The following is a 24,741-nucleotide window of genomic DNA, read 5'->3' as shown; positions in this document are numbered from 1 at the left end:
ACAAGATGCCGGCAGCGCATACCGCGCGAGCACACGCCTCGATGCGAGCGGTCATGACAGCGACATTGCGACCCGAGGGTCGCGCTGGGCCAGCACGTAGTAGAGACCGAGGGCCACGCCGCAGCCGATGAACCAGCTGTACTGGGCAGCGGTATGCATGCCCGCTACGCGGCCTCCCAGCAGCACCGGGATGACCGCGAGCACCGCGCCCACAACCGTCGCGATGACCGCTACCTTGTTGTATCCCTTGCTGTACCAGTATTTTCCGGACTCATCCATGGTGAACAGATCATCGACCACGACCTTCTGCTTGCGCACCAGGTAGAAGTCGGCGATCAGCACACCGAACAGCGGACCGATGAACGCACCCAACGTCTCCAGCGTGTAGTGGATGACCTCGGGATTGTTGTACAGGTTCCACGGGGTGATCAGTACCGACCCGACCGCGGCGATCATGCCGCCAGCTCGCCAGCTGATCCGCTGCGGGCTGACGTTGGAGAAGTCGAAGGCCGGACTGATGAAGTTGGCGACGATGTTGATGCCGATGGTGGCGATGGTGAACGTCAACGCGCCCAACACGATCGCGAATGTGCTGTCGATGCGGGCCACGGTCTGGACCGGATCGGTGATCAACTCACCGAACACCGGCAGCGTCAGCGAGGCGGTCACCACCACCAGCACCGAGAACACCAGGAAGTTCAGCGGCAGGCCCAGGAAGTTGCCCCGCTTGACCGCTGCGAAAGTCTTTCCGTACCGGGAGAAGTCACCGAAGTTGAGCATCGGCCCGGAGAAGTAGGACACCACCAGGGCGATCGCCCCGAGCATCACCGGTACCGATGCCCAGCCGGTGTACGTGACGTCACCGAGGTTCAGATCGATCGCGCCCCAACCGGCCTTGGTGATCAAGTAGCCGCACAAAACGAACATCACCACATAGACCGCAGGCCCGCAGAAGTCGATGAACCGGCGAATCGATTCCATGCCACGCCAGAACACGCAGGCCTGCAAAACCCACAAGAGCAAGAAACTTCCCCAACCCAGCACAGACAGGCCGGCGAATCCGAAGTCGGCGACCACGGCGTAGGGCGCGAGCGCGGGGAACAGCTTGACCAGCACGATGTCCAGGGCCGCTGAGGCCAGGAAGGTCTGGATGCCGTACCAGGCCACCGCGATCAACCCGCGGATGATGGCCGGGATGTTGGCGCCGAGCACCCCGAACACGGTGCGGCAGATCACCGGATACGGCACGCCCGCAGCCTGACTCGGCTTGGCCACCAGGTTGCACAGGAAGTACACGAGCGTGATGCCGATCAGCAGCGCCGCCAGCACCTGCCAGCTGGCCAGCCCCAGCGCGAACAAGCTGCCTGCGGTGACGTAGCCGCCGACGCTGTGCACGTCGGACATCCAGAACGCGAAGATGTTGTAGGAAGTCCAGGTCTGCTTGCGCAGCGGAGCCAGATCCTCATTGGTCAGCCGTGGGTCGTAGCCGGGCTTGATCTCACCGCTGCCGACCGGGTGGCCGGCCGCCTCGACGAGATCTGCGGCACCCACGGTTTGGGATACAACGGTGTCGGTCATGGACCGACGCTAGAAACCTTGTGTTTCCCAGCTATTTCGCCAGAGCTATGAGTCAATTTCGCGAAGAATATATTTCGCGACCTGCAGACGGGCCGGCTGGGCCGAAATCTACGCCAACAGCCCCGTCCGCGTCGGCAAGGTGGCGATCACGGCGTTGAGCCTCGCGGCATGCAGTTCGGAAACCGCGACCAGGCGCGGTGCGTCGCCGACCAGGAATGCGTCGAGCATGTCGCCGTGGTCGGCATGCAGCTGGGCCCGAGCTTCCTGACTGACGTGCACCATCGATTGCACAGGTTCGGTGACGTTCCAGGCGGCTTCGAGCATGTGGAGCAGCCGATGCATGCGGGACGGCCGGGTCAGAGCGGCGTGGAAGTTACGGCTCTGACGGTGATACGCCGCGGCATCGTCGTCGGCGATCGCCTGTTGTAGCAGGTGGTTCACCGCGACCGCCGCGGCCCGGTCGGTGTCCGATGCGTTGGCCACCGCAGCCGCCAACGAGGCTGACTCCAAAGTCTCACGCACGATGTATATTTCGCGAAGTTCCTGAGCGGTCAGCAGTGCCACGCGGTAGCCGGCGTTTCGGCGGTGGGCCACCAGACCCTCGCCGATGAGGGTTTTCAGCGCCTCTCGCACCGGGATCTGGCTGACCCCGAATGCGTCGGCCACCTCGGCGAGCGGGATCGGGGTGCCCGGAGGCACTCCGCCGTCGAGGATGGCCCGGCGCAGCTCATCGAGGACCGCCTGCTGCGAATGGCCGGCCGTCACCAGCTGTTCGAGCAGCGCCGATCGTCGCGGAGCCCGCATACGGCCACATGCTAAGGCAGCGCGGCCGCCACCGCCCTGTGGAGCGTACGGGTACTCCGCGTCGGATCTGTCGCGCGGCCCAATTCGAGTAGTCGGATACTCGCGCACAATCAGACCTGATTTGCCACCATCGTAAAGACACTGGTGGGAGGCGTGATGAACCTCGGATCGACGACGCTCGGACGCGCAGCCGGACTCACGGCGGTCGCCGCTGCCGCAGTGCTCGCGGTGGCTTGCGGCGGAGGGCAGGACCACCCCGAGACGACGACCCACGCGCCGACGAGCGGGAACGTGACGTTGCCGTCGACCACGACCACCACGCCCCACGCCACGCGCTCGAATCCGACGACCACCGGCTACGGCAGCGGCGGCTACACCCGCACGACACCGTCGACCACGACGACAGTCGAGGTGCCGTCGACGACCACCACCTTGCCCACCCCGACGATCACCACGACGACGACCGACAATCCACCGGAGCCGTCAGTCCCGTCGCCGCAGGCGCCGCCGGCGTGAGCGACGAGACGAAGTCGCTCACCCAGTCCGCGGAGCGGTGGCTGAGCCTCGCGGCCCTGGTCGTCGCGCCGACATCACTCATCACCGGGTTGTGTTATTTCTTCGGCCTGCTGTTCATCCGGAACAAGTTGCAGTATTTCGGTGTCGATCCGTCGACGCTGGGTTACACCTCGTCCGACTACGCCGTCACCACCGTGGGACTCTTCTTCTTCGCCGCCCTGCGGGTCCTGGCCGTCCTCGCGGTGTTGGCTGTGCTGGCCGTGGCCGTTCGGCACTGGGTGGCGTCAGGGCGCCGAATCACGTTGTTGCGCAGCATCGCATGGTTGATCACGGGTCTGGGCGCAGCAAGCTTGACGGTCGCGGTGGTGTGGCTGACGACCGAGCGCAGCCTCATCAAATGGGTAATCGTCAATCCCCCGGACGTGTACATGGCGGTGACGATCGCCGCCGGGATCGCCCTACTGACCGCAGGCTATTGGACCCTGGCCCTCACCGGCCTGAGCCGGCTGCCCAAGCCCGCGGAGCGGGCATTGCTCGCCCTGGCGGCCACGGGGCTCGTGGTGGCGTTGTTCTGGGCCACCGACCTGTACGCCGTCGCGCAGGGCAAGGGCCACGGCGGCTATGCCGCGAGCCGGCTGTGGGCCGCCGACGGTGATTACACCGCAGTACAACTCGACACCACAGAGGCGCTGAATCTGCCGGACAACCTGGTCAAGACGACGGTGCTCCCCAGCCAAGGGCCGTCGGCCCCGCCGCTCTACCGCTACCAGTGCCTTCGCGTGCTCGAAGCACACGGTGGGCGCTACGTGCTGGTACCGGCCAGGTGGTCGCGGGAGCAGGGTTACGCGATCACGGTGACCCCCGACGCGACGCACCGCATCACCGGAATCGTGGACTCGACCCCGGTTGTGCAAGGCCCCAGCATCGACCCGTTCTGGCAATGCCCGGAACTGGTTCGCAGCTACGGAAAGCCTGACCTCGGAACGATTCTGATCGGGCCAGAGGAGGTACAGACCATCGTGGATGCGAGAGGTCTCCGTGCAGCCGGCCCCGACGTCGACACCGACGACGCACCGGCCACCGGCACGTCCACTCCGGCGGAAGGTTGTGCGCCCGAAGGCGATCCGTCGGGAATCCCCGCGGCGCTGCCGCCGTACCCGGCAAGGGTACCGGCGGCACGGGAACGCGAGATCACCGGTGACATCGTGTGGTTACGGCAACGCGCCATGAGCTTCGCCAACCCCGCCGAGGCCGCGGAGTTCATGGCGCGCGTCCAGGACCGCTGGGGTTACTGTGTCGGCGAGACCGCCGCGGTGAACCGACACGGGCAGGCTCAACCCCGCACCCTCGGCACACACGGATTGCAGGAAGGCATTCTGTCCATGCCTGATTCGGCGCCGTCGACCGCTGTCGAGGACTGCACGCAGGCGTTGGCAGCCAAGTCCAACATCGTCATCGCCGTCGATATCTGCGGAACCAAGGAACCATCGCGTGCCGTTGCCGTCGTCTACGCCATGCGCGATCGGATACCCACCGACTAGGGCAGCGTGGCGGCCACCGCCCACAGCGCGGCCAGATCCTCCGGTTCGGTCCGGATCGGGCTCAGCGCCACATCGGTGGCACCGGCGTCGAGATAACGCTGCAACTGTGCGCGCACCTGCTCCGCTGACCCGACGGCCGCCAGTTCGGCTACGCTGGAAACCTGTTCCCTGGCAATGACTTTCTGATACGACGGGATCGTCGCATAGAACGCGAGCCGTTCCGCGGCGGCAGCCCGGGCAGCGTCGGCGTCGTCGTCGACAAGGACCGGAACCATTGCCACCACCCGCGGTTGTGGCCGGCCGACCGCCGTGGCTGCCTCGGTGATCGTCGGCACGATGAACTCCCCCACCGTGCGCGGGCCGGCCAGGTACGGCAGTGTCCCGTCGGCCAATTCACCGGTCACCTGAAGGGCTTTGGGCCCCATCGCCGCCACGTACACCGGGACCGGGACGCCGCCGGGTACGTGTACGGGCCACTCGGGGCGTGCGGTGAATGCCGAGCCGTGGAAGTCGACGGCTCGATCGTCGAAGATCGCCCGCAGCACCTGCAGGTGCTCCCGCAGCCGGCCCACGGGGTCGGACCACACCGTGCCGAAGGCCCGATGCTCAGGGGCATGCGAACCCAGGCCGAGCCCCAGCGTGAAATTGCCGTGCGCGGCGGCTTGGGCAGTCTGTGCGGCAGAAGCCACCAGCAGCGGGTGCCGAGGATTGATCGGGACCACCGAGGTACCCACCCCGAGGCCGGGCACAGCCGCCCCGATCAACGCGGACAGCGTGATGGCATCGACGTCGAATTGCTGGGCCAGCCAGATCTGACGGACCCCGGCCGCATACGCGGTACGGGCCTGCGAGATCGCCGCGTCGACGACGTTGGGGGCGGACGGGTTCAGGGCGAGGACGACTCCGGTGGGCATGACCGGTACCAACCGGCAGGCAGTCTGGGTTGTTCCGTTCCACTCACGGTGCGCCATACCCGCGACAACTGCTCAGCAAACTTTCCCTCCAATTCTCGGCTACGCCCGACCAAGGCGAGACTTACCGGCTCATTCGGCAGACGGGCGCAATTTATCCCAGCAAATAATTTGCCACGCGCCACAATCAAGTATCGGCAGGTCCGGATACCTGTCGCGCGACACACGCGCAATCGAACTTTCCAACGCAACGATGTGCGCCCATCGCGCGCCGATGGACGCCATCGTCCGTAGTTTCTCGAGACGACCCGTCGACACCGTTGATGAACAGCAATAATTTGGCAGACACCGGCGAAAATATCGCGCCGCGCGATCCCGGTACGAACACGTTCCATTTTGTGATTTTCAGGCATTTCCCAGGTACTCTCCCGGTGTCCAAGATCACCCTCCGAGAGGAACTTGATGCCAGTCACACTGCGTTCACCGCTCGCTACGGGAGTCGCCCTGATCGGCGCCGGTGCCATCGCACTCACGCCGCTATCGGCTCCCCCGGCAGAACTGCCGGCGCCGGCAATCCAGTCGACAGCTGTTCAGCTAACCGCCGCGATTGATCCGCTGGAAGCATGGGTCAAGTTGTTCACCAACACCGGGGTCAGCGCGACGACACTCGCCGAGCAGATCTTGGCCGACCCAGCACCGATCCTGACCCAGCTGCTGCACAACGGGGCCGGGCACGCCCAGACGGTGGGCACCATCGTCCAGGGCATGGGCAACGGCGTGGTGCAGTGGGTCAACGACCTGCCGATGTATGCGGACATGGTGAAAGCCGCACTCGACGAGGGCAAGTACGACCAGGCCATCGTGCAGATGGTGTATCCGGTGTTCGGGCTGGCGATCGGCATGGCGATGCCGCTGATGTCGCTGTCGTCGATCACCGTCGGCATCACCGGCAACCTCTACAACGTCGCCCAGACCATCGCCAACCCGATGACGCTGTTCGGCACCGTGCTCGGCTCTCTGCAGATCATGTCGAGCACCGCCAGCCAGCTCGGGGTCGGCGTGCAGTCTTTCGCCGACGCGGTGAAGGGCGGCGACGCGGTCGCGGCGGTGAACGCCCTGATCGCCACTCCCGCGCTGGTTCTCAATGGACTGATCAACGGCACCGAATTCACACCAGGAATCCTGACACCCGACAAGCCGCTCAGTGAAGGCATGCCCGGCCCCATCGCGGGTGTGATGGTGCAGGTTCGCCGGGCCATCGCCCAGGCGCTCGGCGCCCCGGCACCGACGGCGACAACGGCATTGCGTACCGCGCCAGATTCCGTCGCCTCCGACAGCCCAGCGGCCCTGCCGTCGGCGACGGCCGACACAGTCGCCGTCAGCCTCACCACCGACGCCGCGGTGAAGACCACAGTGACCGAGGCTCCGGCCGAGAAGGTCGTCACCGAGGTAGCCACCAAGACGGAGCCCGCGAGCCCCGAAACCAACGAAAACGCAACGGTTTCAGACGACGCCGCCACCACGGTTACCGAGAAGACCGACACCACCGCTGACGCAACCAACACCAGCAGCACCCGCGTCACAGCCAGGGTGCCGTCCACCATGGCTGCAGAGAAGGTTCGCGGCGACATCAAGAAGTCCGCCGATTCGGTTGGCAAGAACGTGAATTCGACGGTTTCCAAGATCCGCGACGGGCTCAAGAAGAGCATCACCAAGCCCGCCAAGCCCGGCAAGAAGACCGACAGCAGCGCAGGCAACGCCGGCTCCAGCGACGGCAGCGACTAACCACACCCCCGGCCATCGGCCCCGTCATCCTCCGCAGGCGGGGCCGACGTGCCGGAATGCGGCACCCGGCTCGCACATGCCATCCCACAGCAAACATAATGCGAAGATTCCGGCACACCCCGGCCGGGCCGGTCTGTGCATTCAGGGCGCCCCGCCATGTCTCGGCACCGCCCAGCGAGCACATTTGCTACCCCGCCCACGAGCGATCGGCAGGCACTGGGTGAGACTCGCCTGACAGGTGAGCATCCACACTTCATACACACCAGCATCCACCCTTTGGACGCCACCGTTTGCATATATCCGTAGTTCCTGCCCTCCCGGCCATAAAGCGATCTCTACCAGCACGAAGTTGGCATGGACCGACGAAACAATGAGTCCCAAACGGCCAAAATGAACACGTTCTATTCATTCCCTATTCGCGCGTTTCTGGGGTACCGTTTCCGTGTCCAAGACCACTCACCGATAGGAAGTAGATGTCAGTCACACTTCGCTCACCACTCACGGCGGGCGTCGCTCTCGTCGGCGCCGGCGCCATCGCACTCACGCCGATATCACCGATCCCCGCGGATCTACCCGCGCCGGCAATCCAGTCAGCAGCAGTTCAGCTAACTACGTTCCAGAACCCCATCGCGCTGTGGGCTGACGTCCTCGGGGCGGCCGGCGGCAACGTTGCCGGGCTCGCTGGGCAGTGGCTCCAGGATCCGGCGCCGATGCTCACGCAGATCATCGCGAACCAGATCCACGGCCTGGGGGCACTCGCCCAGGCGGGCAACAGCCTTGCCACCGGACTGGCCAACGCGTTCTCACTCGAGAACCCCTCTGGCGTGCCGGCGATTCTCCAGACGGCTGCCGACCAGATCGCGGCAGGACAGTTCGAGGACGGGTTCATCACCGCGCTCTCGAGTGTCGTCTTTCTCGGCTTGCCCATCATCATGGGGGCGTCACAGGCGTGGCCTGCGTTATCCCAGCCGTTCAAAAATCTCGGGAACCTGGTCGACGGGTCGCTGTTCCCGGTTCTCATGGGCGTCGGGTTGGGCATGATCGCGCCGTTTGAGCCGCTACTCCGCGAGGCGGGAACGCGCCTCGAAGTCGCCGTGAGCGCCATCAAGGACATGGACCCGGTCACCCTCGCGAGCACCGTGATCAATGCGCCCGCCGCCCTGACCGGCGCATTCCTCAACGGCTATATGGACCCGGAATTCAACTACCTCTATCCCGGGCTGCTCAGCGCACCACCGAACGCCTCCGGCGCCGCAGCTGGGATCCTGAACACATTCAGCCAGCTGGCGGACCTGATCAAAACGCCGGGCACCGACCGCCACGACCTGGGCGGCGCCATCGCTGACCTCGTCGGCGGCATCTTCGGTGGCGCGCAGGCCAACCGGTCGGCAGTGCAGAAGTTCGCGGACGATCAGGTGCTTGCTGACGGTCCCGCCGCGGTCAACGCCCTGCCGTCGGCTACACCCAAGGCCGTCACGGTGAACCTCACCGCCGATGCCGGGGTGAAGGCTGTGGCCGCCGAAGCTCCGGCTGAGAAGGCCACCGAGACCGAGCCGGTGAGCGCCGAAATTGACGAAAAGGCAACGATTTCAGACGAAGCCACCGCCGACACCGCCACCACCGACGACACCGCTGCTGAGGCGCCCAGCACCAGCAGCACCCGCGTCGCGGCCAAGGCGCAGTCCGCCAAACCCGCCGAGAAGATTCGCGGCGACATCAAGAAGTCTGTCGATTCGGTTGGCAAGAACGTGAATTCGACGGTCTCGAAGATCCGCGACGGGCTCAGGAAGGGCATCGCCAAGCCGGACAAGGCCGGCAGGAAAGCCGACAGCGGCGCCGCCGGCGGTAGCTCCGACTCCGGATCCGGCAAGAGCAGCGAGTAACCGCACCCCTAGCCGTCGGCCCCGCCATCCTCCACCGGCGGGGCCGACTCGCGGGTATCAACGGCGGCGTGAATTACTCATGACGCGCTGACGCAATCGCTCGATGGCGACATCGAGGACGAGTGTCCTGGCGCGGTTGATCAGGAACTCCGGGATGGGCATCGCGAGGTCGACGATGACGTCGAACCGCACCCGAGTCTTGTCCACCTCAGGAGTCAGGTTGTATTCGATATGTTGCCCGCGCTGCTGCAGGTTGGGCTCGGCATCCCACACCATCCAGTAATCGCCCCAGTGGAATTCGAGCGTTTCCTTGTCCGTGATTCCGAGCAGACGCATCGTCGCCTTGACGTGGTGGGGCTTGCCGTCCGGGTAGCGGTCGATGACCTTGATGCGCCGGTGCAATGCAGACCAGGACGGTAGCGCGTCGACATCGGCGAGCACTTCCATGATCGCCTCCGGCGAGGCGTCGAAGACGGCCTCGCGTGATGCCTGCACAGCCACGTCTCCGAATCTAGCGAAGCGTGCCGCTGAAGGCGGGGATTCCGCGATGCGCGCCGGTCAGTCAGCAACCAAACGTCGACGATCAGCTGGTTTGCCGGGCGACGATCACCGGAGCCGTGGACGAATGCACCACCGCGGAACTGACCGAGCCGAGCAGCAGTCCGGTGAATCCACCCCGTCCACGATTGCCGACCACCACCAGCTGCGCGGTTTCCGCCTGCGCGAGCAGCTGCCGGGCCGGCTTGTCGGGCATCACCACACGCCGCACCACCACATCGGGGTAGCGCTCGCACCAGCCGGCCAACTGCTCGGCGAGGGCGCGCTCCGCTTCCGAACTCAGGTCTTCCCACTTCACGTCGGGAAACTCGAAGTTCAGGTCGGTCCAGGTGTGCACCACCACGAGCTCCACACCGCGGCGCGATGCCTCATCGAAGGCGATTTCGGTGGCGAATTCGGAGGCGCGCGACCCGTCGACCCCGACCACCACCGGGCCGTCCTTCGGGTGCTCGCCCTCGGGGATCACCGCGACCGGGCCGTGGGCGTGCGCCGCCAGGCTCGAGCTCACCGACCCGAGCAGCCGGCGTCCCCACTTGCTCAAGCCGCGGGAGCCCACGACCAGCAGATCGGCGTTGCGCGAGTAGTCGATCAGGGTAGCCACCGCGTGCCCGGGTACCGCTTTCGCGATGATCCTGGGTTCCTGCTGGCCGGCGATGGTCTTGACCGCAACACCCCGTGCCGCATCGAGGATTTCCTGGCCCTGCTGATCCTGATAGTCCCAATACTCCTGGGGCAGCGCGACATCCAACCAGACCGGGGATGCGGCGCCGGGGAGCGCGTGCACGAGCGTGAGCCCGACGCCGCGCAGCACCGCCGTTTCCGCCGCCCAGGCCACTGCGGCGTCCGACGAAGACGATCCATCGACGCCGACGACGATGCCGTGGCGGACGTCATGTTCACTCATTCGAACCTCCTTGTGGCGCAGCGCGGCAGATCATCACCGGCACGGGGCTGTGGTGCAGCAGGTTCAGGCTGGTCGAGCCCAGCAGCACCCCGGCCAGCGCGTTGCGACCCCGGGACCCGACCACCACCAGCCCCGAGTCGGCGACATGCTTCAGCAGCGCCTTACCGGGCGAGTCCGGCTCGATGAAGCACTTGGCGTCAACGCCGGGGTGGCGCTTGTTGTGGACGTCGACGGTCTCGGTGAGATCGGCCAGTTCGGCGGACTCGACGCCGTCCCAGTCGATCAGCAGTGGGATGGTGACACCGGTTTCGGCCGGTGCGGCCAACGACAACGAGCGCACTGCGTTGACCGCCAACCCGAACCGGTCGGCGAATTCGAACGCCAGCTCCAGCGCGGCCTGGGCCGCGGGGCTGTCGTCGACTCCGACGACGACGGGCCCATCACCCGGCGCCACCGACTCCCCGCGGAAGGCGACCACGGGGCACGCCGCCCGGGTCGCCACCGACAGCGCCGTCGACCCGAGCAGCAGCGCCGCGGCCGGAGTCACCTTCTTGCCGCCGAGGACGACGAGCCGCGCGCCGGAGCTGGCGTCGATCAGCACCTGGTCGGCGGGCTCGTTGAACGAGACGGTGGACACCGACAACTCGGGATTGTCGGCACGCACGGCCTCGTCAGCCGCCTTGAGGAAGGCCTCGGCCATGTCGCGCTGATACGACATCATCGCCGCGGTGAACGCCGCCGCGGTCTGGGTCAGGTTCCGGCCGACCGACGGCAGCGCGTGCACGATGCGCAGCGGCGCACCGAACCGCGCGGCGACCGCGCCTGCCCAGCGGGCCGCGCTCAGCGCGCCGTCGCTGCCGTCGATTCCGACTACTACTGGTGCGTCCGAGGAAGTCACACCCTCATCGTGGCTGGTTCCGGGCGCGATGGCCAGGGACCAAAGTCTCTAAGTGTCAATCAGGTCCAGCCGATGTCGGCGATGTCGGTGCTCGACTGCGGCGGCTGACCGGGCATTCCCGGGGAGGTTCGGGAGAACCGCGGGGCCGGGGCGGCCTGGGCGACACCGTCGACGGTGATCAACGTCGACCGGTCCAGCAGATGCTCACTCTTGGCAGCTTCGCCCCAGGTGAGCACCGGTGTCACGCAGGCGTCGGTGCCGGCGAAGATCTCGGTCCACTCGTCGCGCGTCTTGCTCGCGAAGCGCTCGGTGAAGATTGCCCGCATCTCGTCGTAACGGGCCAACTCGAACTGCCCGGGGATCTCACTCGCGTCCAGTCCGAGACCCGCCACCAACTGCGCGAAGAACTGCGGTTCGATCGACCCGACTGCCATGTAGCCGCCGTCGGAGGTCTCGTAGGTCCGGTAGTACGGGGCACCACCGTCGAGCAGGAACGACTCACGCTCGTCGCGCAACGATCCGGTGGCCCGCATGGTCCACATCATCTGCGACAGCATGCTGACCCCGTCGACCATCGCGGCATCGATGACCTGGCCCTTGCCGGAGCGCTCCCGCTCGTACAGCGCGGTGACGATGCCGATGACGACGAGCATCGAGCCGCCGCCGAAATCGGCGACGAGATTCAGCGGAGCCACCGGCGGGCGGTCCCGGTAACCGATCGCCGAGAGCGCACCGGTCTGCGACAGGTAGTTGATGTCGTGGCCGGCCGTGGTGGCCAGCGGACCGTCCTGACCCCAGCCGGTGATCCGGGCGAAGATCAGCCGCGAGTTGACGGCCTCACAGTCGGCCGGGCCGATACCCAGGCGCTCACAGGTGCCGGGCCGGAAACAGTCCAGCAGCACATCGGCTTTGGCGACCAGATCCAGCAGCTTGCCCGGTTCGCTCTTCACATCGAGGTCGACGATGCGCTTGCCACGGTGTAGCAGGTCGACGTTCTCGGCGGGCATGGTCAGGCCTCCCGGCCGGCGCACACGCACCACGTCGGCGCCAAGGTCCGAGAGCATCATCGCGGCGTGTGGCCCAGGGCCGATGCCGCCGAGTTCGATAACTCGCACTCCGGCGAGCGGTCCGGTGTTGGTCATGCGAGGCACACTAAGGGATGAGCGAAATCGGCTACACCGTCGGTGACTATCTGCTGGATCGCCTCGCCGAACTCGGGGTGACGGAGGTCTTCGGCGTCCCCGGCGATTATCAGCTGGAGTTCCTCGACCACATCCTGGCGCACCCGACGCTGCGCTGGGTGGGCGGCGCCAACGAACTCAACGCCGGCTATGCGGCCGACGGCTACGGCCGGCTGCGTGGCATGGCCGCCCTGGTCACCACCTTCGGCGTCGGCGAATTGTCGGCCGCCAACGCGATCGCGGGCAGCTACGCCGAACATGTGCCGGTGGTCCACATCGTCGGGGCACCGTCGAAGGATTCCCAGGGCGCCCGACGCATCGTGCACCACACCCTCGGCGACGGCGACTTCGAGCACTTCCTGCGGATCAGCCGCGAGATCACCTGTGCGCAGGCCAATCTGGCGCCGGCGACGGCCACCCGCGAGATCGACCGCGTGCTCTCGGAGGTACGTGAACAGAAGCGGCCCGGCTACCTGCTGATCGCCACCGACGTGGCCCGCTTCCCCACCGAACCGCCCTCCGCACCATTGCCCCGCTACACCGGCGGCACCAGCCCACGCGCGCTGTCGATGTTCACCGCGGCGGCCGCCGACCTGATCGGTGACCACCGGCTGACCGTGCTCGCCGATTTCCTGGTGCACCGGATGGGGTGTGTCGACGAACTCCGCGCGCTGCTGGCGGCCGACACCGTCGGCCACGCCACCCTGATGTGGGGCAAGAGCCTGGTCGACGAGAGCTCACCGAACTATCTGGGTATCTACGCCGGTGCCGCCAGTGAGGATTCGGTGCGCGAGGCGATCGAAGACGCACCGGTCCTGGTCACCGCGGGCGTGTTGTTCACCGACATGGTCAGCGGGTTCTTCAGTCAACGCATCGACCCGGCCCGCACCATCGACATCGGCGTCAACCAGAGTGTGGTGTCCGGGCAGGTATTCGCTCCACTGGACATGTCGGCCGCGCTCGACGCGCTCACCGCGATCCTCACCGAGCGCGGCGTCAGGTCACCCGAGCTGGCCCCGCTGCCCACCCGGACACCTGCCGACCCGCCCGCGCGGGACGCCGCACTGACTCAAGAAGCCCTGTGGGACAGGCTTTCCGAGGCCCTGACCCCGGGCAACGTGGTGCTGGCCGATCAGGGCACCTCGTTCTACGGGATGGCCGGCCACCGGCTGGCCTCCGGGGTGACGTTCATCGGACAACCCCTGTGGGGCTCGATCGGCTACACACTGCCGGCCGCGCTCGGTGCCGGGCTGGCCGATCGGGACCGGCGCACCGTACTGCTGATCGGTGACGGCGCCGCTCAGCTGACCATCCAGGAGCTGGGTGCGTTCGGCCGCGAGGGCCTGTCCCCGGTCGTGGTGGTGGTCAACAACGACGGCTACACCGTGGAACGCGCAATCCACGGTGTCACAGCCGAATACAACGACATCGCCGGTTGGCGCTGGACCGAGCTGCCCGCCGCGCTCGGTGTCCCCGACGCGCTCACCTTCCGGGTCAGCACCTACGGCGAACTCGACGATGCGCTGACCACCGCGGCGGCCACGCCCGATCACATGGTGTTCGTCGAGGTGATGCTGGGCCGGATGGACATCCCGCCGCTGCTGACCGAATTGGCGCAATCCGCGTCGGACGCCAATTCGAGCTAGCGGCCGGGGCGCTCAGCCCTTCTTGACCTTGAGCACCTGCTTGCGCAGGCCCTCGGTCGCGGTTTCCACGCCGCCCTTCATGGTCCGCTTCAGGATGAAGCCCGGCAGCGGTACCGACAGGTCGATCGTGATGTCGAACCGGACCTTGGTCTTGTCCCCCTCGGGGGTCAAGGTGTAGCTGGCGTCCTGGGCCTTGAGCTGGCCCGCGCTGACCAGCGTCCAGCTGACCTTGTTCTCGCTCCAGGTGTATTCGATCACCTGCTCGTCGGTGAGCCCCGCGGCCTTGACCGTCATCTTGACCTGCTTTGGCCGGCCGTCGTCGTAGCTCTCGAGGATCTCGGCGCGCTGGTACTGCGGCGACCAGCTCGGCGTCGCCTCCACATCGGCCACAACATCGAGGATCTCCTGCGGGGTCGCCTCGATGACTACTTCACGGGAATCGCTGGTTGCCATGCGGTGAGATTACTCGGGCTACGCTCGCGGATATGAGCAATGCCGTCGATCCCAGTGCTCGTCCCAGCGGAACCGGATGTGCGGAGTGCACCGCGGCAGGGGGCTGGTGGGTGCATCTGAGGCGCTGCGCGGCGTGCGGGCATATCGGTTGCTGCGATGATTCGTTGGCCCGTCATGCGTCGGCGCACTGGCGCGAAACCGGGCATCCGGTGATCCGCTCGTTCGAGCCGGGCGAGAGCTGGTTCTGGAACTTCGAGACCAACGACTACGCCACCGGACCCGAGCTCGCGTCGCCGCAGCATCATCCGATCGATCAGCCGGTGCCGGGCCCGAAGGGGCGGGTACCCAGGGACTGGGCCGAACAGCTGCGCAACCGCTAGCCGTCGAGCACAGCCTTGGCCGCGTTGTAACCGGGGATGAACGTGATGCCGGGGCCGCCGTGGCACCCGGCGCTGGCCAGATACAGGCCGTCGATGGGAATCGGTTGGCCGACATACCCTTTGGGACCCGGCCGGTTGGGGCCCATCTGCTCGGGATGAATCAGCCCGTGACAGTAGTCGCCGCCCGGCGCACCGAACATGGTTCCCATGTGGCGCGGGGTGAATGTGGTGTGCCGGATGATCCGGCGCTCGAAATCCGGTGCCAACCTGGCGATCTTCTCGATGACGCGCCGGCCCATCTCGGCTTTCATCTCGCCGTACCCGGATGCGGACTCCTCCACCGGGAACCACAGCGCGAACGCCGAGGCCGCGTGCTTGCCCGCCGGGGCCAGCGTCGGATCGTGCGCCGACGGGATCTGGAAGGCGACCGCCGGATCGGCGGGCACGATCCCGTGGCGGGCCTCCTGCCACTGCTGCTGCAGTTCCTCCGGAGTACTGAAAAGACCGATAGCGGCCTGCATTTCAGGGTCGTTGAGCATCTCGTAAGGCGCCTCGAAGGTGGGGGCTCCGTCGAGGGCGAAATGCATCTGCAGGTAACTGCCACGGTGATCGATGCGCGTGAACCGCTCACGCACGTCGGCGGGCAACGCACCGGCGTCGACGAGCTGGGTGACTGTGGTGTCCGGGGCGATCGCCGACACCACGACCGGCGCGGTGATCGCCGTGCCGTCGGCCAGCCGCACTCCGGTGATCCGGCCCGCGTCGACCGATATCCGCTCGACACCGCTGCGTAACCGCAACTCCCCTCCGGCGGCGGTGAGCTGCGCGTGCAGATGGTCGGTCAGCGCACCGATTCCGCCCACCAGTTTCTTCATCAGCATGGCGTTCTCGTCGGGCACCGCGAGACCGTAGGCGAGTGCTGCTGCGCTGCCCGGTGTCTCAGGACCGCGGTAGGTGGTGTTGACCGCCAGGAAGGCCAGCATGCCGCGCAACGCACCGTGCTTGTCCCGGTCGGGCAGATACCGGTCCAGGACGTCGCTGACCGATCCGAACAGCAGGTCATCGATCGCCGCGCGCTCGGATTCCGTTGTCGCACAGGCGTACATCTCATCGAGTGTGCGGGGCGGGCGTCCCGCGTCGAATCGGCCCAGGGCCCGGGTGGGCGCCAGGCTCCACGCCATCAGGCCGGCCATCCCGGCCACCGCGTCGGCGCCGTGGACCTCACCCAGATGGGCCAGCATCTTCATCGGGTCGGCGTAGTAGACGACCGGCGGGTCACCGATGCCGCGCAGCGATACCGACATGACCTCCAGGTCCACCGTCGGCAAGGTGTCCAGCCCGAGCTCGGCACTGACCACCGCAGAGGTGGGGAACTGCAGCGATCCGGCGATCTCGAACCGGTAGCCGTCGAACAACTCGACGGTAGACGCCATGCCGCCGGCATATCGCTTGGCTTCCAGGCACAGGGTGCGCATCCCCGACCGTGCCAACAGGGCCGCAGCGGCCAGCCCGTTGTGCCCGGCCCCGATCACGATCGCGTCGTAGTCCGCCATCGACTGAGGCTGACACCGACCCTGATGTTTTGTCAATAATGACAAAACATCAGACCAACCCGGTGCGGAGCTCCTCCAGCGCGGTCCGGCACATGCGCGCCAGCTCGGGGAGCGTTCGCTCCCCGGCCTCGTCGCCGACCATCCACAGCTCCATCGCGCCGAACACCGCGGCCGCAACGCATCTGGCCGTCACGACGATCCGCAGCCGGTCATCCCCCACCGGCGCCTCGCCGCTGCGCGCCACCAGCAGTTCGGCCACCGCATCGGCGAAGTCGGACTCCACCTGGCGGATGTGCCGCACGATCCGGTCGGGGTCGAGTTCGGCCGCGCGCATGCCGGCGATCTTCGTCACGGCGTCGACGTCATACGGGAAGGCCAGCACCGCGGACTGCACCGAGTCGAGGATCGATTCTCCTGCAGGCCGCTCGGCCAGCGCGGCGCGAAACCAGTGCAGTCCGGCGTCGTAATCGGCGAACAACAGATCGTGCTTGGACGTGAAGTGCCGGTAGAAGGTGCGTAGCGACACCCCGGCGTCGGCAGCGATCTGTTCGGCCGAGGTGTCCTCGACACCCTGGGCCAGGAACCGCACCAACGCGGCCTGGCGCAGCGCCTCACGAGTGCGCTCACTGCGTGCGGTCTGCGCGGGCCTGGCCATGCCAGTGAAAGTACCGCACCGCCGACGATCCCCAGCCGCACGAAATGTCAATATTGACAAAACTTGGGATCGGGAGTGTGCTCACGCCATGGTGTCGCTCATCGTTCATGCAGTACTGGGCGTGGCCGTCGTCGCGCTCGTCATCCGTCTCAACCCACAGGTCTTCTCGCGGCCGCCCGGGCCGGCACTGTCCGGAGTCGAGTTGGCCTTCTACCTCGTCGGCCTCGCCTCGATCCCGATCTGCTGGTACTTCAACATGCGGTTCGTGGCGGATTACGCCCAACCGGGCGGCAACCCGATCTGGGGTCCGGGAAGTTGGCAGGAGTTCATCGCGCTCGGTTACACCAACCCCGCGGCAGGCTCGGCCAGCGCCGACTACACGATCGCCAATGTCATTCTGCTGCCGCTGTTTACGATCATCGACGGACGGCGCCGCGGCATCCGCCAGCCATGGCTGTTCTTCGTGGCGAGCCTGTTCACCAGCTTCGCGTTCGCGTTCGCCTTCTACTTCGCCACCATCGAACGGCAGCGCCGTCACCAGCAGGCGGCGGTCCCCGTCAGCTGAGCGGCGTCAGCATCGCTGTGCACGCCAGCACCGCGTCCTCGGTGATCTCCCCCACCTGACCACCGCTCTCCACCGTGATCGCGGTGAGCTCGCGCAACCCGCCGAGCATCATGATGGTGCGCCGCCGCGAGATCGATACCCCGGCCGAGCGGAACGCCTCGTTGTCCAGCATGGCCTGCACCATCGCGATGAAATTCTCCATCGACTCGCGCTGTAGCGCCCGCGCCGCGGTCCCCAATGTCGGGAGATCGCGAATCCAGGCCAGCATCAACTCGGGATGGGCCTGATACGAGCCGATCCACGCCTCGACGGCCTGGCGGACCTGAGCCTGCCAGGGCGCGGTCCGGTCGACACCGCGGGCCACCTCACGCACATGCTGGGTGTTGACGCTGGTCAGCAACGCGACAAAGCACTCTTCACGGCTCGCGAAATGCTCATAGAAGGTACGGCGCGACGTCTTGGCCCGGCGCACGATGTCAGCGACGGTGGTGTTCTGATACCCGTCCTCGACGATCGATTCGATCATCGCGGAGAGCAGGCGCGACCGGAACGCGCTCTTGTCGGCATCGACCGACGTCGTGGGACTGTTCATATCGGGCAGTCATGGTAATGCCGATCAGCGCCGCACGGTGGGGCTGTGCCCAACACTGGATCGTGCGCCAGGACTGGCGGCCGGCGGGCGGTTCTGCCGGAAACTCAGGCAGACACCCAGATTGCCGCCCACGCACGGCACCCCGTTGACCGTCGGCACCGGCCCACCCGATCGGTTCCCGGTCGGATCCAGGGCCGCCGGTTCAGCGGTGGCCGACGGCGCCAGCAACACGGCCAACGCGCAGACACCGATGACGATCCTGCCCATTTTGGCAGCGTAACCCCGTTGCTCAGCCGATCGGCGTCAAAGGGCTCAGCACGTCGCGCACGAACTGGGCGATGTTCACCGAGGGATTTCCGTCGGGGAAGCTCACGGTGGCCAGCACATTGCCGCCGGCGTCGGCGAAGTTCTGGTCGGCGCGGCCCTGATGCGTCGACGAGGTCACCACGATGATGCCCGTGGCGCCCGCCTTCTTCGCCAGCGGAACCGAGAACTGCGCATTCTGCACGGTGCTGCCGGCCCGGTCCTCGACGATGATGCGGCTCGGCGGAAGACCAAGCATGACAAGCAGATTGCGCATCTGTGCGGCTTCGGTCTGACCGTTCTGCGGGTTCCCGCCGGTAACGATGACCGGCGCCTGCGGAAACGCCTGCGCGATCGCGAGCCCGGTGAGGGTGCGGTGATACAGGATGGCTCGCATCGAGCCGTCGGGCTTCAAGCCGTAGCCGAGGATGACGATGGCGGGCTTGGTGAAGTCCTTACCTGCCACGCGCGGCGCGGCCTGCGCCGGCACCGGACCGGCCGTCAGCGCCAGGGCACAGATCAGCGCGACGACCAGAACCCGCAGGTAGTTACGCATCTCACCCCCAACCGCCGTGACACTTGTGAATGTCGTTGCCAATGGGGTCGATGTTACCGATCTGGTGAATGTGGCGTCGGCGCCAGCGGATCCGCAGGCCCAGCACCGCCCGGATTTTCCTCAGACAACCCCCACCAAGTCCTCAACGACTCCTGTCCCCCGGCGTGCACGCTGGCTGGTTCAGCGGGGCCGCGCGACCGAGGTTTCGCCTGAAAGTTGTGACCGGTAAGGGGCTTTGACGCAGGCAAGGTGATCCACACCGAAGACCCAGGAGGTGATGTGATGTCGATCGAAAACCTGATTGATCGGTACATCGAGGCGATAACCCCGGCGGGGTACGGATATCTGGCCGCATTGGCGACGACGATCGTCTTCGCGGTGGTGTGGCGGATCGCCACGACGCCGCGCCGCCCCGCGGTAACCGAACCGATCAGCGCCACCGAGCTGGCGTTCCTGCGATCGGACATCGCCCCAGTGGTGGCCTCGCTCGCCACCCTGCGCGCCAGTGGGCGGGTCACCGCGAACGGACGGGTGGACCGCGCCGCACTCTTCCCGGAGACGGACCGGTTCATCGGGAAGGTATTGGAACGGGTTGCCGCCGATCCGGAGCACACCGTGCCCGGGCTGTACGCGGCGTCCGGCGACGAGCTCGCCGAGCTCGAAGGACATCTGAGCCTGCGTGGCTTGGTGCGGACCAGTGCCGAACGGGCCCGCATGCGCTGGGGAACGGCGCCGTCGATCGTGGTGATGGCACTGGGTATCGGTTACGGCGTCTACCTGGCGACCCAGTTGTCGCCCCACCACGCCGACTACGCGGTGACCCTCGTGGCAATCGCGAGCGCCACCGTCTTGTACGGAGCGCTGGTGCTCCCACACCTGCTGGGCGTTGATCGCCTGACTCGCGCGGGCCGCCGGCTGCTGGCCGCCCAACAGGAGAAACTGGCCTACTTGGAGCCCGCCAAGCAGCCGGCCTTCGACACCTACGGCCCGACGGCGGTGGCGCTGTCGGTGGCCCTGTTCGGTACCGGTGCACTGTGGGCCATCGACTCCGACTACTCGACCTCGGTGCAGCTGGCCGGGAGCTCCTCCGGCGGTGCGGACGGCGGCGGCTGCGGCGCCTCCTGCGGGGGCGACGGTGGCGGCGGGTGCGGTGGCTGCGGGGGCTGTGGCGGGTGCGGAGGTTGCGGCGGATGAGCACCGCAAGCCGTACCGTGCCCGCCCTCGGCGATGTGGGCATCGGCTGGCGGCGCGAGATCGCCGGAGTGGTCGACGATCTGCGGCCGGGTTTCTGCGAGGTGATCGCCGAGTCGGTCCCGATCCGTCGCCGTCGCGCCCGGCCGGAACCGGCACTGGCGGCTCTGGTCGCCCACGGCGTCCCGGTCATACCCCACGGTGTCGCCCTGTCGCTGGGCGGCGCAGAGCCCGTGCAGCCCAAGCGAGTACACCGACTGGCAGCCTGCGCTCAGGCCCTCCGCGCTCCCGTGGTCAGCGAGCACATCGCCTTCGTCCGGGCCGGCGGGATCGAGGCCGGGCATCTGCTGCCGGTGCCGCGCACCCGCGAAGCCCTCGACGTGCTGGCGGCCAACATCGACCGCACCCGGCGGGACCTGCCGGTGCCGCTGGCCGTGGAGAACATCGCCTCCTTCGTGGAGTGGCCCGACTCGGATCTCACCGAGTCGGAGTTCCTGACCGAGTTGGTGGAACGTACCGGGGTGCTACTGGTCCTCGACGTGGCGAACGTCTACGCCAACGCGCGCAATCGTGGACGTGATCCACTGCGGGAGTTGGCACGTCTACCCGTGGAGCGCGTGGCCTACAGCCACGTCGCAGGCGGTCGCGATGGTGAGGACTTCTACCACGACACCCACACCGCGCAGACTCCTCCGGAGGTGCTGGAGCTCGTCACAGCGCTGCGGGAACGGGTGGACACCCCGTTCATGCTGGAGCGCGACGGCCGGTTCCCCCCGGCCGCAGAGCTTTTCGAAGAGCTGGACGCGATCGCCGCGGCCGCGGGAGCCGCTCCGATCACCGCCGGGGCGCGGGAGGTGTGGGCATGACGGGAACGTTGGCCCAGCGCCAGGAAGCCTTGGTACGGGCGTTGGTGGCAGGCGGACCGGTGCCACCGGGTTTCGATCCGACGGCCGTGGCCGCGGCAGGCGAGGTGTGCCGCCACAAGCGCGATGCGCACGCGGCGCCTGCTACTCGTCGACGCCGGTGGTGGTGGCCAGAATTCCGGACAAGCCATGACACGATGGTGCGATGGGTGACTGGACGAGGGAAAAACTTTTCGGCGCGTTGAGGGCAGCCGGGGCGGCTGCGATGGTGGGCAGCGCCTGCATGCTGGGTGCCGGTGCCGCGCAGGCAGATCCGGCACCGTTCGAGCCGCCCAGGCTCGTCCCGGCCGACGGCGCGACCGTCGGTGTGGCCCAGCCGATCATCTTCAACTTCCCCGGCCCGGTCGATGATGCCGGTGCCACCGAGAACGCCATCCACATCTCGTCGGTCCCGGAAGTTCCCGGCAAGTTCTACTGGATCACCCCGACGCAGCTGCGGTGGCGCCCGCTGAGCTTCTGGCCCGCCCACACCTCGGTCAACGTCGACGCCGGCGGCACGGTGTCCAACTTCAACATCGGGGACGCGCTGGTGGCCACCGCCAACGACACCACCCACCAGCTGACCGTCACCCGCAACGGCGCCGTGGAGAAAACCATCCCAATGTCGATGGGCATGGCATCCGGCGGCCGCCAGACGCCGAACGGCACCTTCTACGTGCAAGAGAAGATGCCCTCGGTGGTGATGGATTCGTCGACCTATGGCGTCCCGGTCAACTCGCCGAACGGATACAAGCTGACGGTCGAGTTGGCCGTCCGATTCGACGACAGCGGCGACTTCGTCCACAGCGCGCCGTGGTCGGTCGACGATCAGGGCAAGCGCAACGTGAGCCACGGCTGCATCAACATCAGCCCCACCAACGCCAGATGGTTCTTCGACAACTTCGGTGCCGGCGATCCGATCGTCGTGCAGAACTCCTCGGGCGGAACCTACTCCCGGTACGACGGTTCCAACGACTGGCAGATCTGATCGGAAGGATCGCGGCGGAGCGGAGGCTAGCGTCCCGCCAAAGCCTCCCGGAACTGATCCGAGAGATAGAACGGGATGAGTCGACGCCGCAGTACCGACTCCAGATAGCCCCGCTCGTCGAGCAAGGCGATCACCGGCGGACCGAAACGTAAGGCTTCCTCGAGCATGTCCTCACGTCCCACCCCGACGTCGAGTAGCAGGTCGTAAAGGCTGACATCGCTGTACTTTTCGAACACCTGGTCAATGCCCTCGTCGAGAAGCGCCCGGAAGTAGGCGGTGTCTCGGAACGTGCGCCAGAACTCGTAGACCGGCACGACAGCGTCCTCGACGTCATCGACGGTAATCACTGAAAGCGCCGACGACAGCGGGGTGTCGAGGTTACCGCGCCACAACTCGTTGACCGCCTCGACGAGCACATTGTCGTCCGCATGAGCATGGGCGAGCAGAAAACGGGCGCCGCGGCGCACCGCCGACTCGGCACGAAGCTCCAACCGTTCGGCCGACCCCTGTGGCATGCGGGCTCCGAGTCCGCTGAGAATCCGGCCCAGCCGACCGCGGGCCAGCGACTTACCTCCCTGCGTGACAGATTCCGTCAGCGCATGTTGAACCAGCGTCACACAGAAGTCAGTGAATGCCTCACTGCTCAGAATTCGCTCCAGCACCCGTTGCGCGACACCCGTCTCGAGCACCATCGAGCTGAGCTCGCCGAAGCGCCGCTCGCCGATAACCTCGCCGAAACGGGTGTCGGTGGTCGCGGTGAGTTCGTACAACTGGACGGCAACATCGCTGACAAGTTCCGCGATCCCGCCTTCGACCGGCACCTGCACGGCGTACTTCGCAGCAACGTTCTTGATCATCGCGGGTGTCACCGCCTCAGCCAGCGTGATCTGCGACGCCTCCGTCAAGGCGTGCTCAATCTCATCGAGCACCAAGCTGTGGTAGTTCTCGCCGCGCAACTGTTGTATCGAGAACGCCACTTGCGCATCGAGGAGGCGCGCTGCGACCGGTTCGAGCTGGGGCTCAGGGATGTCGGGCATTGGCAGCACCCTACCCATCTGGACTCGTCGGCCGCACCGTCGGAATGGGTCACGCTGGGTCATCGGAGGCCTCGCAGCGAAGGTCCGAAGAAACAGAAAAACCCACCGTCACCAGTGGGTTCTCTCAGTGGCCAGGGCCGGGATCGAACCGGCGACCTTCCGCTTTTCAGGCGGACGCTCGTACCAACTGAGCTACCTGGCCGGAAGGCACCGGCTCTCGCAAACCGAACTGCCTCGCCGTGATGGCGACCCTGACGGGACTCGAACCCGCGACCTCCGCCGTGACAGGGCGGCGCGCTAACCAACTGCGCCACAGGGCCTTACTTTCCAGCATGCTCCACGTTTCCGTGTTGCGTACCCCCAACGGGATTCGAACCCGTGCTACCGCCGTGAAAGGGCGGCGTCCTAGGCCACTAGACGATGGGGGCCTAATCCGAATCTCTCCGGGGTGTTCACAACGTGTCCGTTGGGAGCTTCGATAGCTTAGGGTACGGATGCCCAAATCTTCAAACCCGGTGGTCGCAACACCAATTTCGGCCATCTTGTACCCTGTCTTCTCGCGCCCCTATAGCTCAGTTGGTAGAGCTACGGACTTTTAATCCGCAGGTCGTAGGTTCGAGCCCTACTGGGGGCACCAGACACCCGCCGCAAGGCGGGTCAGGTGCGGTTCTGCACTGCCCCGTCTACGCGCTCCGAGCGGTCGCAATCTCGTCGGCCAGCGGCGCGATCGCGGCTATTATCTGGAAACGAGGGCCTCGGGTCCGCCCAACGCGGCGGCGAAGAATTCCACCTGCCGTAGCCGCTCCGCTACAACGCACTCACAACGTTTTGGCGCGGTGCCGTCGGACGGCGTCGCGGTTGGCGCAGTTGTGGGTGCAGTATCTCTGGGTGCCGGGCCTGCTGAAATCCACGAAGGCGTTGGAGCACTCGGCCGACGCGCACCGGCGAATCCGGTGCATGCCCCGGTCGGTGAGGTACTGCGCGGCGGCGGCGCTGGTCGCACCGGCCAGAGTGGCGGTGAACCCGGCGCCGGGGTCGCGGTAGTGCAGATGCCAGCCACTGCCGTCGTGATCGGTGATCGACGGTTTGGCCGTGTGCCGGGACAGCATCTGGTTGAGCAGCCGAACCCTTTCATGCTCGGTCGGCGCGTCAACGACAGCCGCCCACTGACGCAGGAACTTTCGCAGTTGTTCCAGATCCTCGCCGGTGGCCGGACTTTGCGTGGGCATACCCCGTGAGGTCCACCGATCTTCGAGGTCGGCGGCGGTGGTCGCGGGCCGGTTGAGCAGATCGGTCACGTTCTGCAGCAGCGGCTCGATGTAAGGGTTTACACGCACAAGCGCATTACATCAGCCTGGCAC

The 24,741-nt window shown here is 66.6% G+C and carries 25 protein-coding genes and 4 tRNA genes; 11 read left to right on the top strand and 18 right to left on the bottom strand.

Features of this window, described 5'->3' with window-relative positions; translation table 11 throughout:
* Positions 1–51: 51 nt before the first annotated feature.
* Positions 52–1,578, bottom strand: coding sequence for an NCS1 family nucleobase:cation symporter-1 (locus tag G6N57_RS10895; protein ID WP_077740417.1), 1,527 nt, complete (start codon positions 1,576–1,578; stop codon positions 52–54).
* Positions 1,579–1,686: 108 nt separating this feature from the next.
* Entirely contained in the window at positions 1,687–2,382 is a 696-nt protein-coding gene (locus tag G6N57_RS10890) for a GntR family transcriptional regulator (RefSeq protein WP_077740416.1), read from the bottom strand.
* Positions 2,383–2,538: 156 nt separating this feature from the next.
* On the opposite strand from G6N57_RS10890, the gene G6N57_RS10885 reads away from it, so the two are divergent.
* Both G6N57_RS10885 and G6N57_RS10880 read left to right on the top strand, forming a co-directional pair.
* Positions 2,539–2,898 (top strand): hypothetical protein, encoded by a 360-nt coding sequence (locus tag G6N57_RS10885; RefSeq protein WP_133118390.1) that lies wholly within the window; start codon positions 2,539–2,541, stop codon positions 2,896–2,898.
* The gene (locus tag G6N57_RS10880) at positions 2,895–4,439 is read left to right on the top strand and encodes a sensor domain-containing protein (protein WP_077740414.1); all 1,545 of its coding nucleotides are present in this window, start codon (positions 2,895–2,897) and stop codon (positions 4,437–4,439) included. Before G6N57_RS10885 ends, G6N57_RS10880 begins: the two co-directional genes overlap by 4 nt.
* Here the strand turns inward: G6N57_RS10880 and G6N57_RS10875 are convergent.
* Positions 4,436–5,353 carry a TIGR03564 family F420-dependent LLM class oxidoreductase gene (locus tag G6N57_RS10875; protein WP_077741890.1) on the bottom strand — a complete coding sequence of 306 codons (918 nt, stop codon included), beginning with the start codon at positions 5,351–5,353 and terminating at the stop codon, positions 4,436–4,438. The two genes, G6N57_RS10880 and G6N57_RS10875, sit on opposite strands and share 4 nt — an antisense overlap.
* Positions 5,354–5,812: 459 nt before the next feature.
* Here G6N57_RS10875 and G6N57_RS10870 point away from each other — a divergent pair, with 459 nt between their 5' ends.
* Together G6N57_RS10870 and G6N57_RS10865 are read left to right on the top strand one after the other, a co-directional pair.
* Positions 5,813–7,135 carry a hypothetical protein gene (locus G6N57_RS10870; protein WP_077740413.1) on the top strand — a complete coding sequence of 441 codons (1,323 nt, stop codon included), beginning with the start codon at positions 5,813–5,815 and terminating at the stop codon, positions 7,133–7,135.
* Positions 7,136–7,608: 473 nt separating this feature from the next.
* Positions 7,609–9,018 carry a hypothetical protein gene (locus G6N57_RS10865; RefSeq protein WP_133118389.1) on the top strand — a complete coding sequence of 470 codons (1,410 nt, stop codon included), beginning with the start codon at positions 7,609–7,611 and terminating at the stop codon, positions 9,016–9,018.
* 57 nt (positions 9,019–9,075) lie between these two features.
* Here the strand turns inward: G6N57_RS10865 and G6N57_RS10860 are convergent, their stop codons facing one another.
* The 4 genes from G6N57_RS10860 to G6N57_RS10845 form a co-directional block, all read right to left on the bottom strand.
* Positions 9,076–9,519: an SRPBCC family protein gene (locus G6N57_RS10860; protein ID WP_077740411.1), complete on the bottom strand. Its 444-nt coding sequence runs from the start codon at positions 9,517–9,519 to the stop codon at positions 9,076–9,078.
* An 82-nt stretch (positions 9,520–9,601) separates the two neighbouring features.
* Complete coding sequence (locus G6N57_RS10855) at positions 9,602–10,480, bottom strand: universal stress protein (protein ID WP_077740410.1); 879 nt, start codon at positions 10,478–10,480, stop codon at positions 9,602–9,604.
* Positions 10,473–11,378, bottom strand: coding sequence for a universal stress protein (locus G6N57_RS10850; protein WP_077740409.1), 906 nt, complete (start codon positions 11,376–11,378; stop codon positions 10,473–10,475). The genes G6N57_RS10855 and G6N57_RS10850 overlap by 8 nt, the downstream gene beginning before the upstream one ends.
* A gap of 59 nt (positions 11,379–11,437) precedes the next feature.
* Positions 11,438–12,520, bottom strand: coding sequence for a CaiB/BaiF CoA transferase family protein (locus tag G6N57_RS10845; RefSeq protein ID WP_077740408.1), 1,083 nt, complete (start codon positions 12,518–12,520; stop codon positions 11,438–11,440).
* A 17-nt stretch (positions 12,521–12,537) separates the two neighbouring features.
* On the opposite strand from G6N57_RS10845, the gene G6N57_RS10840 reads away from it, so the two are divergent.
* Positions 12,538–14,205, top strand: coding sequence for an alpha-keto acid decarboxylase family protein (locus G6N57_RS10840; protein ID WP_077740407.1), 1,668 nt, complete (start codon positions 12,538–12,540; stop codon positions 14,203–14,205).
* 12 nt (positions 14,206–14,217) lie between these two features.
* Here G6N57_RS10840 and G6N57_RS10835 read toward each other — a convergent pair whose 3' ends face one another.
* Entirely contained in the window at positions 14,218–14,658 is a 441-nt protein-coding gene (locus G6N57_RS10835; protein ID WP_077740406.1) for an SRPBCC family protein, read from the bottom strand.
* Between the two features lie 32 nt (positions 14,659–14,690).
* Between G6N57_RS10835 and G6N57_RS10830 the strand changes: the two genes are divergently transcribed.
* A complete protein-coding gene (locus tag G6N57_RS10830) occupies positions 14,691–15,038 on the top strand; it encodes a UBP-type zinc finger domain-containing protein (protein WP_077740405.1) in 348 nt (115 codons plus the stop codon).
* On the opposite strand, the gene G6N57_RS10825 is transcribed toward G6N57_RS10830, so the two are convergent.
* Both G6N57_RS10825 and G6N57_RS10820 read right to left on the bottom strand, forming a co-directional pair.
* On the bottom strand, positions 15,035–16,591 hold the full coding sequence (locus tag G6N57_RS10825; protein WP_077740404.1) for a phytoene desaturase family protein: 1,557 nt from the start codon (positions 16,589–16,591) through the stop codon (positions 15,035–15,037). The two genes, G6N57_RS10830 and G6N57_RS10825, sit on opposite strands and share 4 nt — an antisense overlap.
* Before the next feature lie 49 nt (positions 16,592–16,640).
* Positions 16,641–17,246, bottom strand: coding sequence for a TetR/AcrR family transcriptional regulator (locus tag G6N57_RS10820; RefSeq protein WP_077740403.1), 606 nt, complete (start codon positions 17,244–17,246; stop codon positions 16,641–16,643).
* A gap of 88 nt (positions 17,247–17,334) precedes the next feature.
* Here G6N57_RS10820 and G6N57_RS10815 point away from each other — a divergent pair, with 88 nt between their 5' ends.
* On the top strand, positions 17,335–17,811 hold the full coding sequence (locus G6N57_RS10815) for a DUF2834 domain-containing protein (protein WP_077740402.1): 477 nt from the start codon (positions 17,335–17,337) through the stop codon (positions 17,809–17,811).
* Here G6N57_RS10815 and G6N57_RS10810 read toward each other — a convergent pair.
* Genes G6N57_RS10810 through G6N57_RS10800 form a run of 3 tightly spaced genes read right to left on the bottom strand, consistent with a single transcriptional unit; the run spans position 17,804 to position 19,262 of the window.
* Positions 17,804–18,403: a TetR/AcrR family transcriptional regulator gene (locus tag G6N57_RS10810; RefSeq protein WP_036447581.1), complete on the bottom strand. Its 600-nt coding sequence runs from the start codon at positions 18,401–18,403 to the stop codon at positions 17,804–17,806. The genes G6N57_RS10815 and G6N57_RS10810 overlap by 8 nt on opposite strands.
* A gap of 24 nt (positions 18,404–18,427) precedes the next feature.
* A complete protein-coding gene (locus G6N57_RS10805) occupies positions 18,428–18,670 on the bottom strand; it encodes a hypothetical protein (protein ID WP_077740401.1) in 243 nt (80 codons plus the stop codon).
* 22 nt (positions 18,671–18,692) lie between these two features.
* Positions 18,693–19,262 (bottom strand): YdcF family protein, encoded by a 570-nt coding sequence (locus G6N57_RS10800; RefSeq protein ID WP_077740400.1) that lies wholly within the window; start codon positions 19,260–19,262, stop codon positions 18,693–18,695.
* Between the two features lie 282 nt (positions 19,263–19,544).
* On the opposite strand from G6N57_RS10800, the gene G6N57_RS10795 reads away from it, so the two are divergent.
* From G6N57_RS10795 to G6N57_RS10785, 3 genes are all read left to right on the top strand, one after another.
* Complete coding sequence (locus tag G6N57_RS10795) at positions 19,545–20,456, top strand: TIGR04222 domain-containing membrane protein (protein WP_163646620.1); 912 nt, start codon at positions 19,545–19,547, stop codon at positions 20,454–20,456.
* A complete protein-coding gene (locus G6N57_RS10790; protein WP_077740399.1) occupies positions 20,453–21,319 on the top strand; it encodes an MbnB/TglH/ChrH family RiPP precursor modification enzyme in 867 nt (288 codons plus the stop codon). Before G6N57_RS10795 ends, G6N57_RS10790 begins: the two co-directional genes overlap by 4 nt.
* A gap of 262 nt (positions 21,320–21,581) precedes the next feature.
* Positions 21,582–22,343 carry a L,D-transpeptidase gene (locus G6N57_RS10785; RefSeq protein WP_407665982.1) on the top strand — a complete coding sequence of 254 codons (762 nt, stop codon included), beginning with the start codon at positions 21,582–21,584 and terminating at the stop codon, positions 22,341–22,343.
* A 26-nt stretch (positions 22,344–22,369) separates the two neighbouring features.
* Here the strand turns inward: G6N57_RS10785 and G6N57_RS10780 are convergent, their stop codons facing one another.
* The 4 genes from G6N57_RS10780 to G6N57_RS10765 form a co-directional block, all read right to left on the bottom strand.
* A complete protein-coding gene (locus tag G6N57_RS10780) occupies positions 22,370–23,380 on the bottom strand; it encodes a hypothetical protein (protein WP_077740396.1) in 1,011 nt (336 codons plus the stop codon).
* A gap of 128 nt (positions 23,381–23,508) precedes the next feature.
* Positions 23,509–23,582, bottom strand: a tRNA-Phe gene (locus G6N57_RS10775).
* A gap of 41 nt (positions 23,583–23,623) precedes the next feature.
* A tRNA-Asp gene (locus tag G6N57_RS10770) sits at positions 23,624–23,700 on the bottom strand.
* 35 nt (positions 23,701–23,735) lie between these two features.
* Positions 23,736–23,808, bottom strand: a tRNA-Glu gene (locus G6N57_RS10765).
* Between the two features lie 133 nt (positions 23,809–23,941).
* Between G6N57_RS10765 and G6N57_RS10760 the strand changes: the two genes are divergently transcribed.
* Positions 23,942–24,017 (top strand) — tRNA-Lys (locus G6N57_RS10760).
* Between the two features lie 181 nt (positions 24,018–24,198).
* On the opposite strand, the gene G6N57_RS10755 is transcribed toward G6N57_RS10760, so the two are convergent.
* On the bottom strand, positions 24,199–24,717 hold the full coding sequence (locus tag G6N57_RS10755; RefSeq protein ID WP_234815909.1) for a CGNR zinc finger domain-containing protein: 519 nt from the start codon (positions 24,715–24,717) through the stop codon (positions 24,199–24,201).
* Positions 24,718–24,741: the final 24 nt, after the last annotated feature.

The sequence above is a fragment of the Mycolicibacterium boenickei genome (assembly GCF_010731295.1).
In the GTDB taxonomy this organism is placed as follows: Bacteria; Actinomycetota; Actinomycetes; order Mycobacteriales; family Mycobacteriaceae; genus Mycobacterium; species Mycobacterium boenickei.
This window is presented reverse-complemented; position numbering and strand designations above follow the sequence as displayed.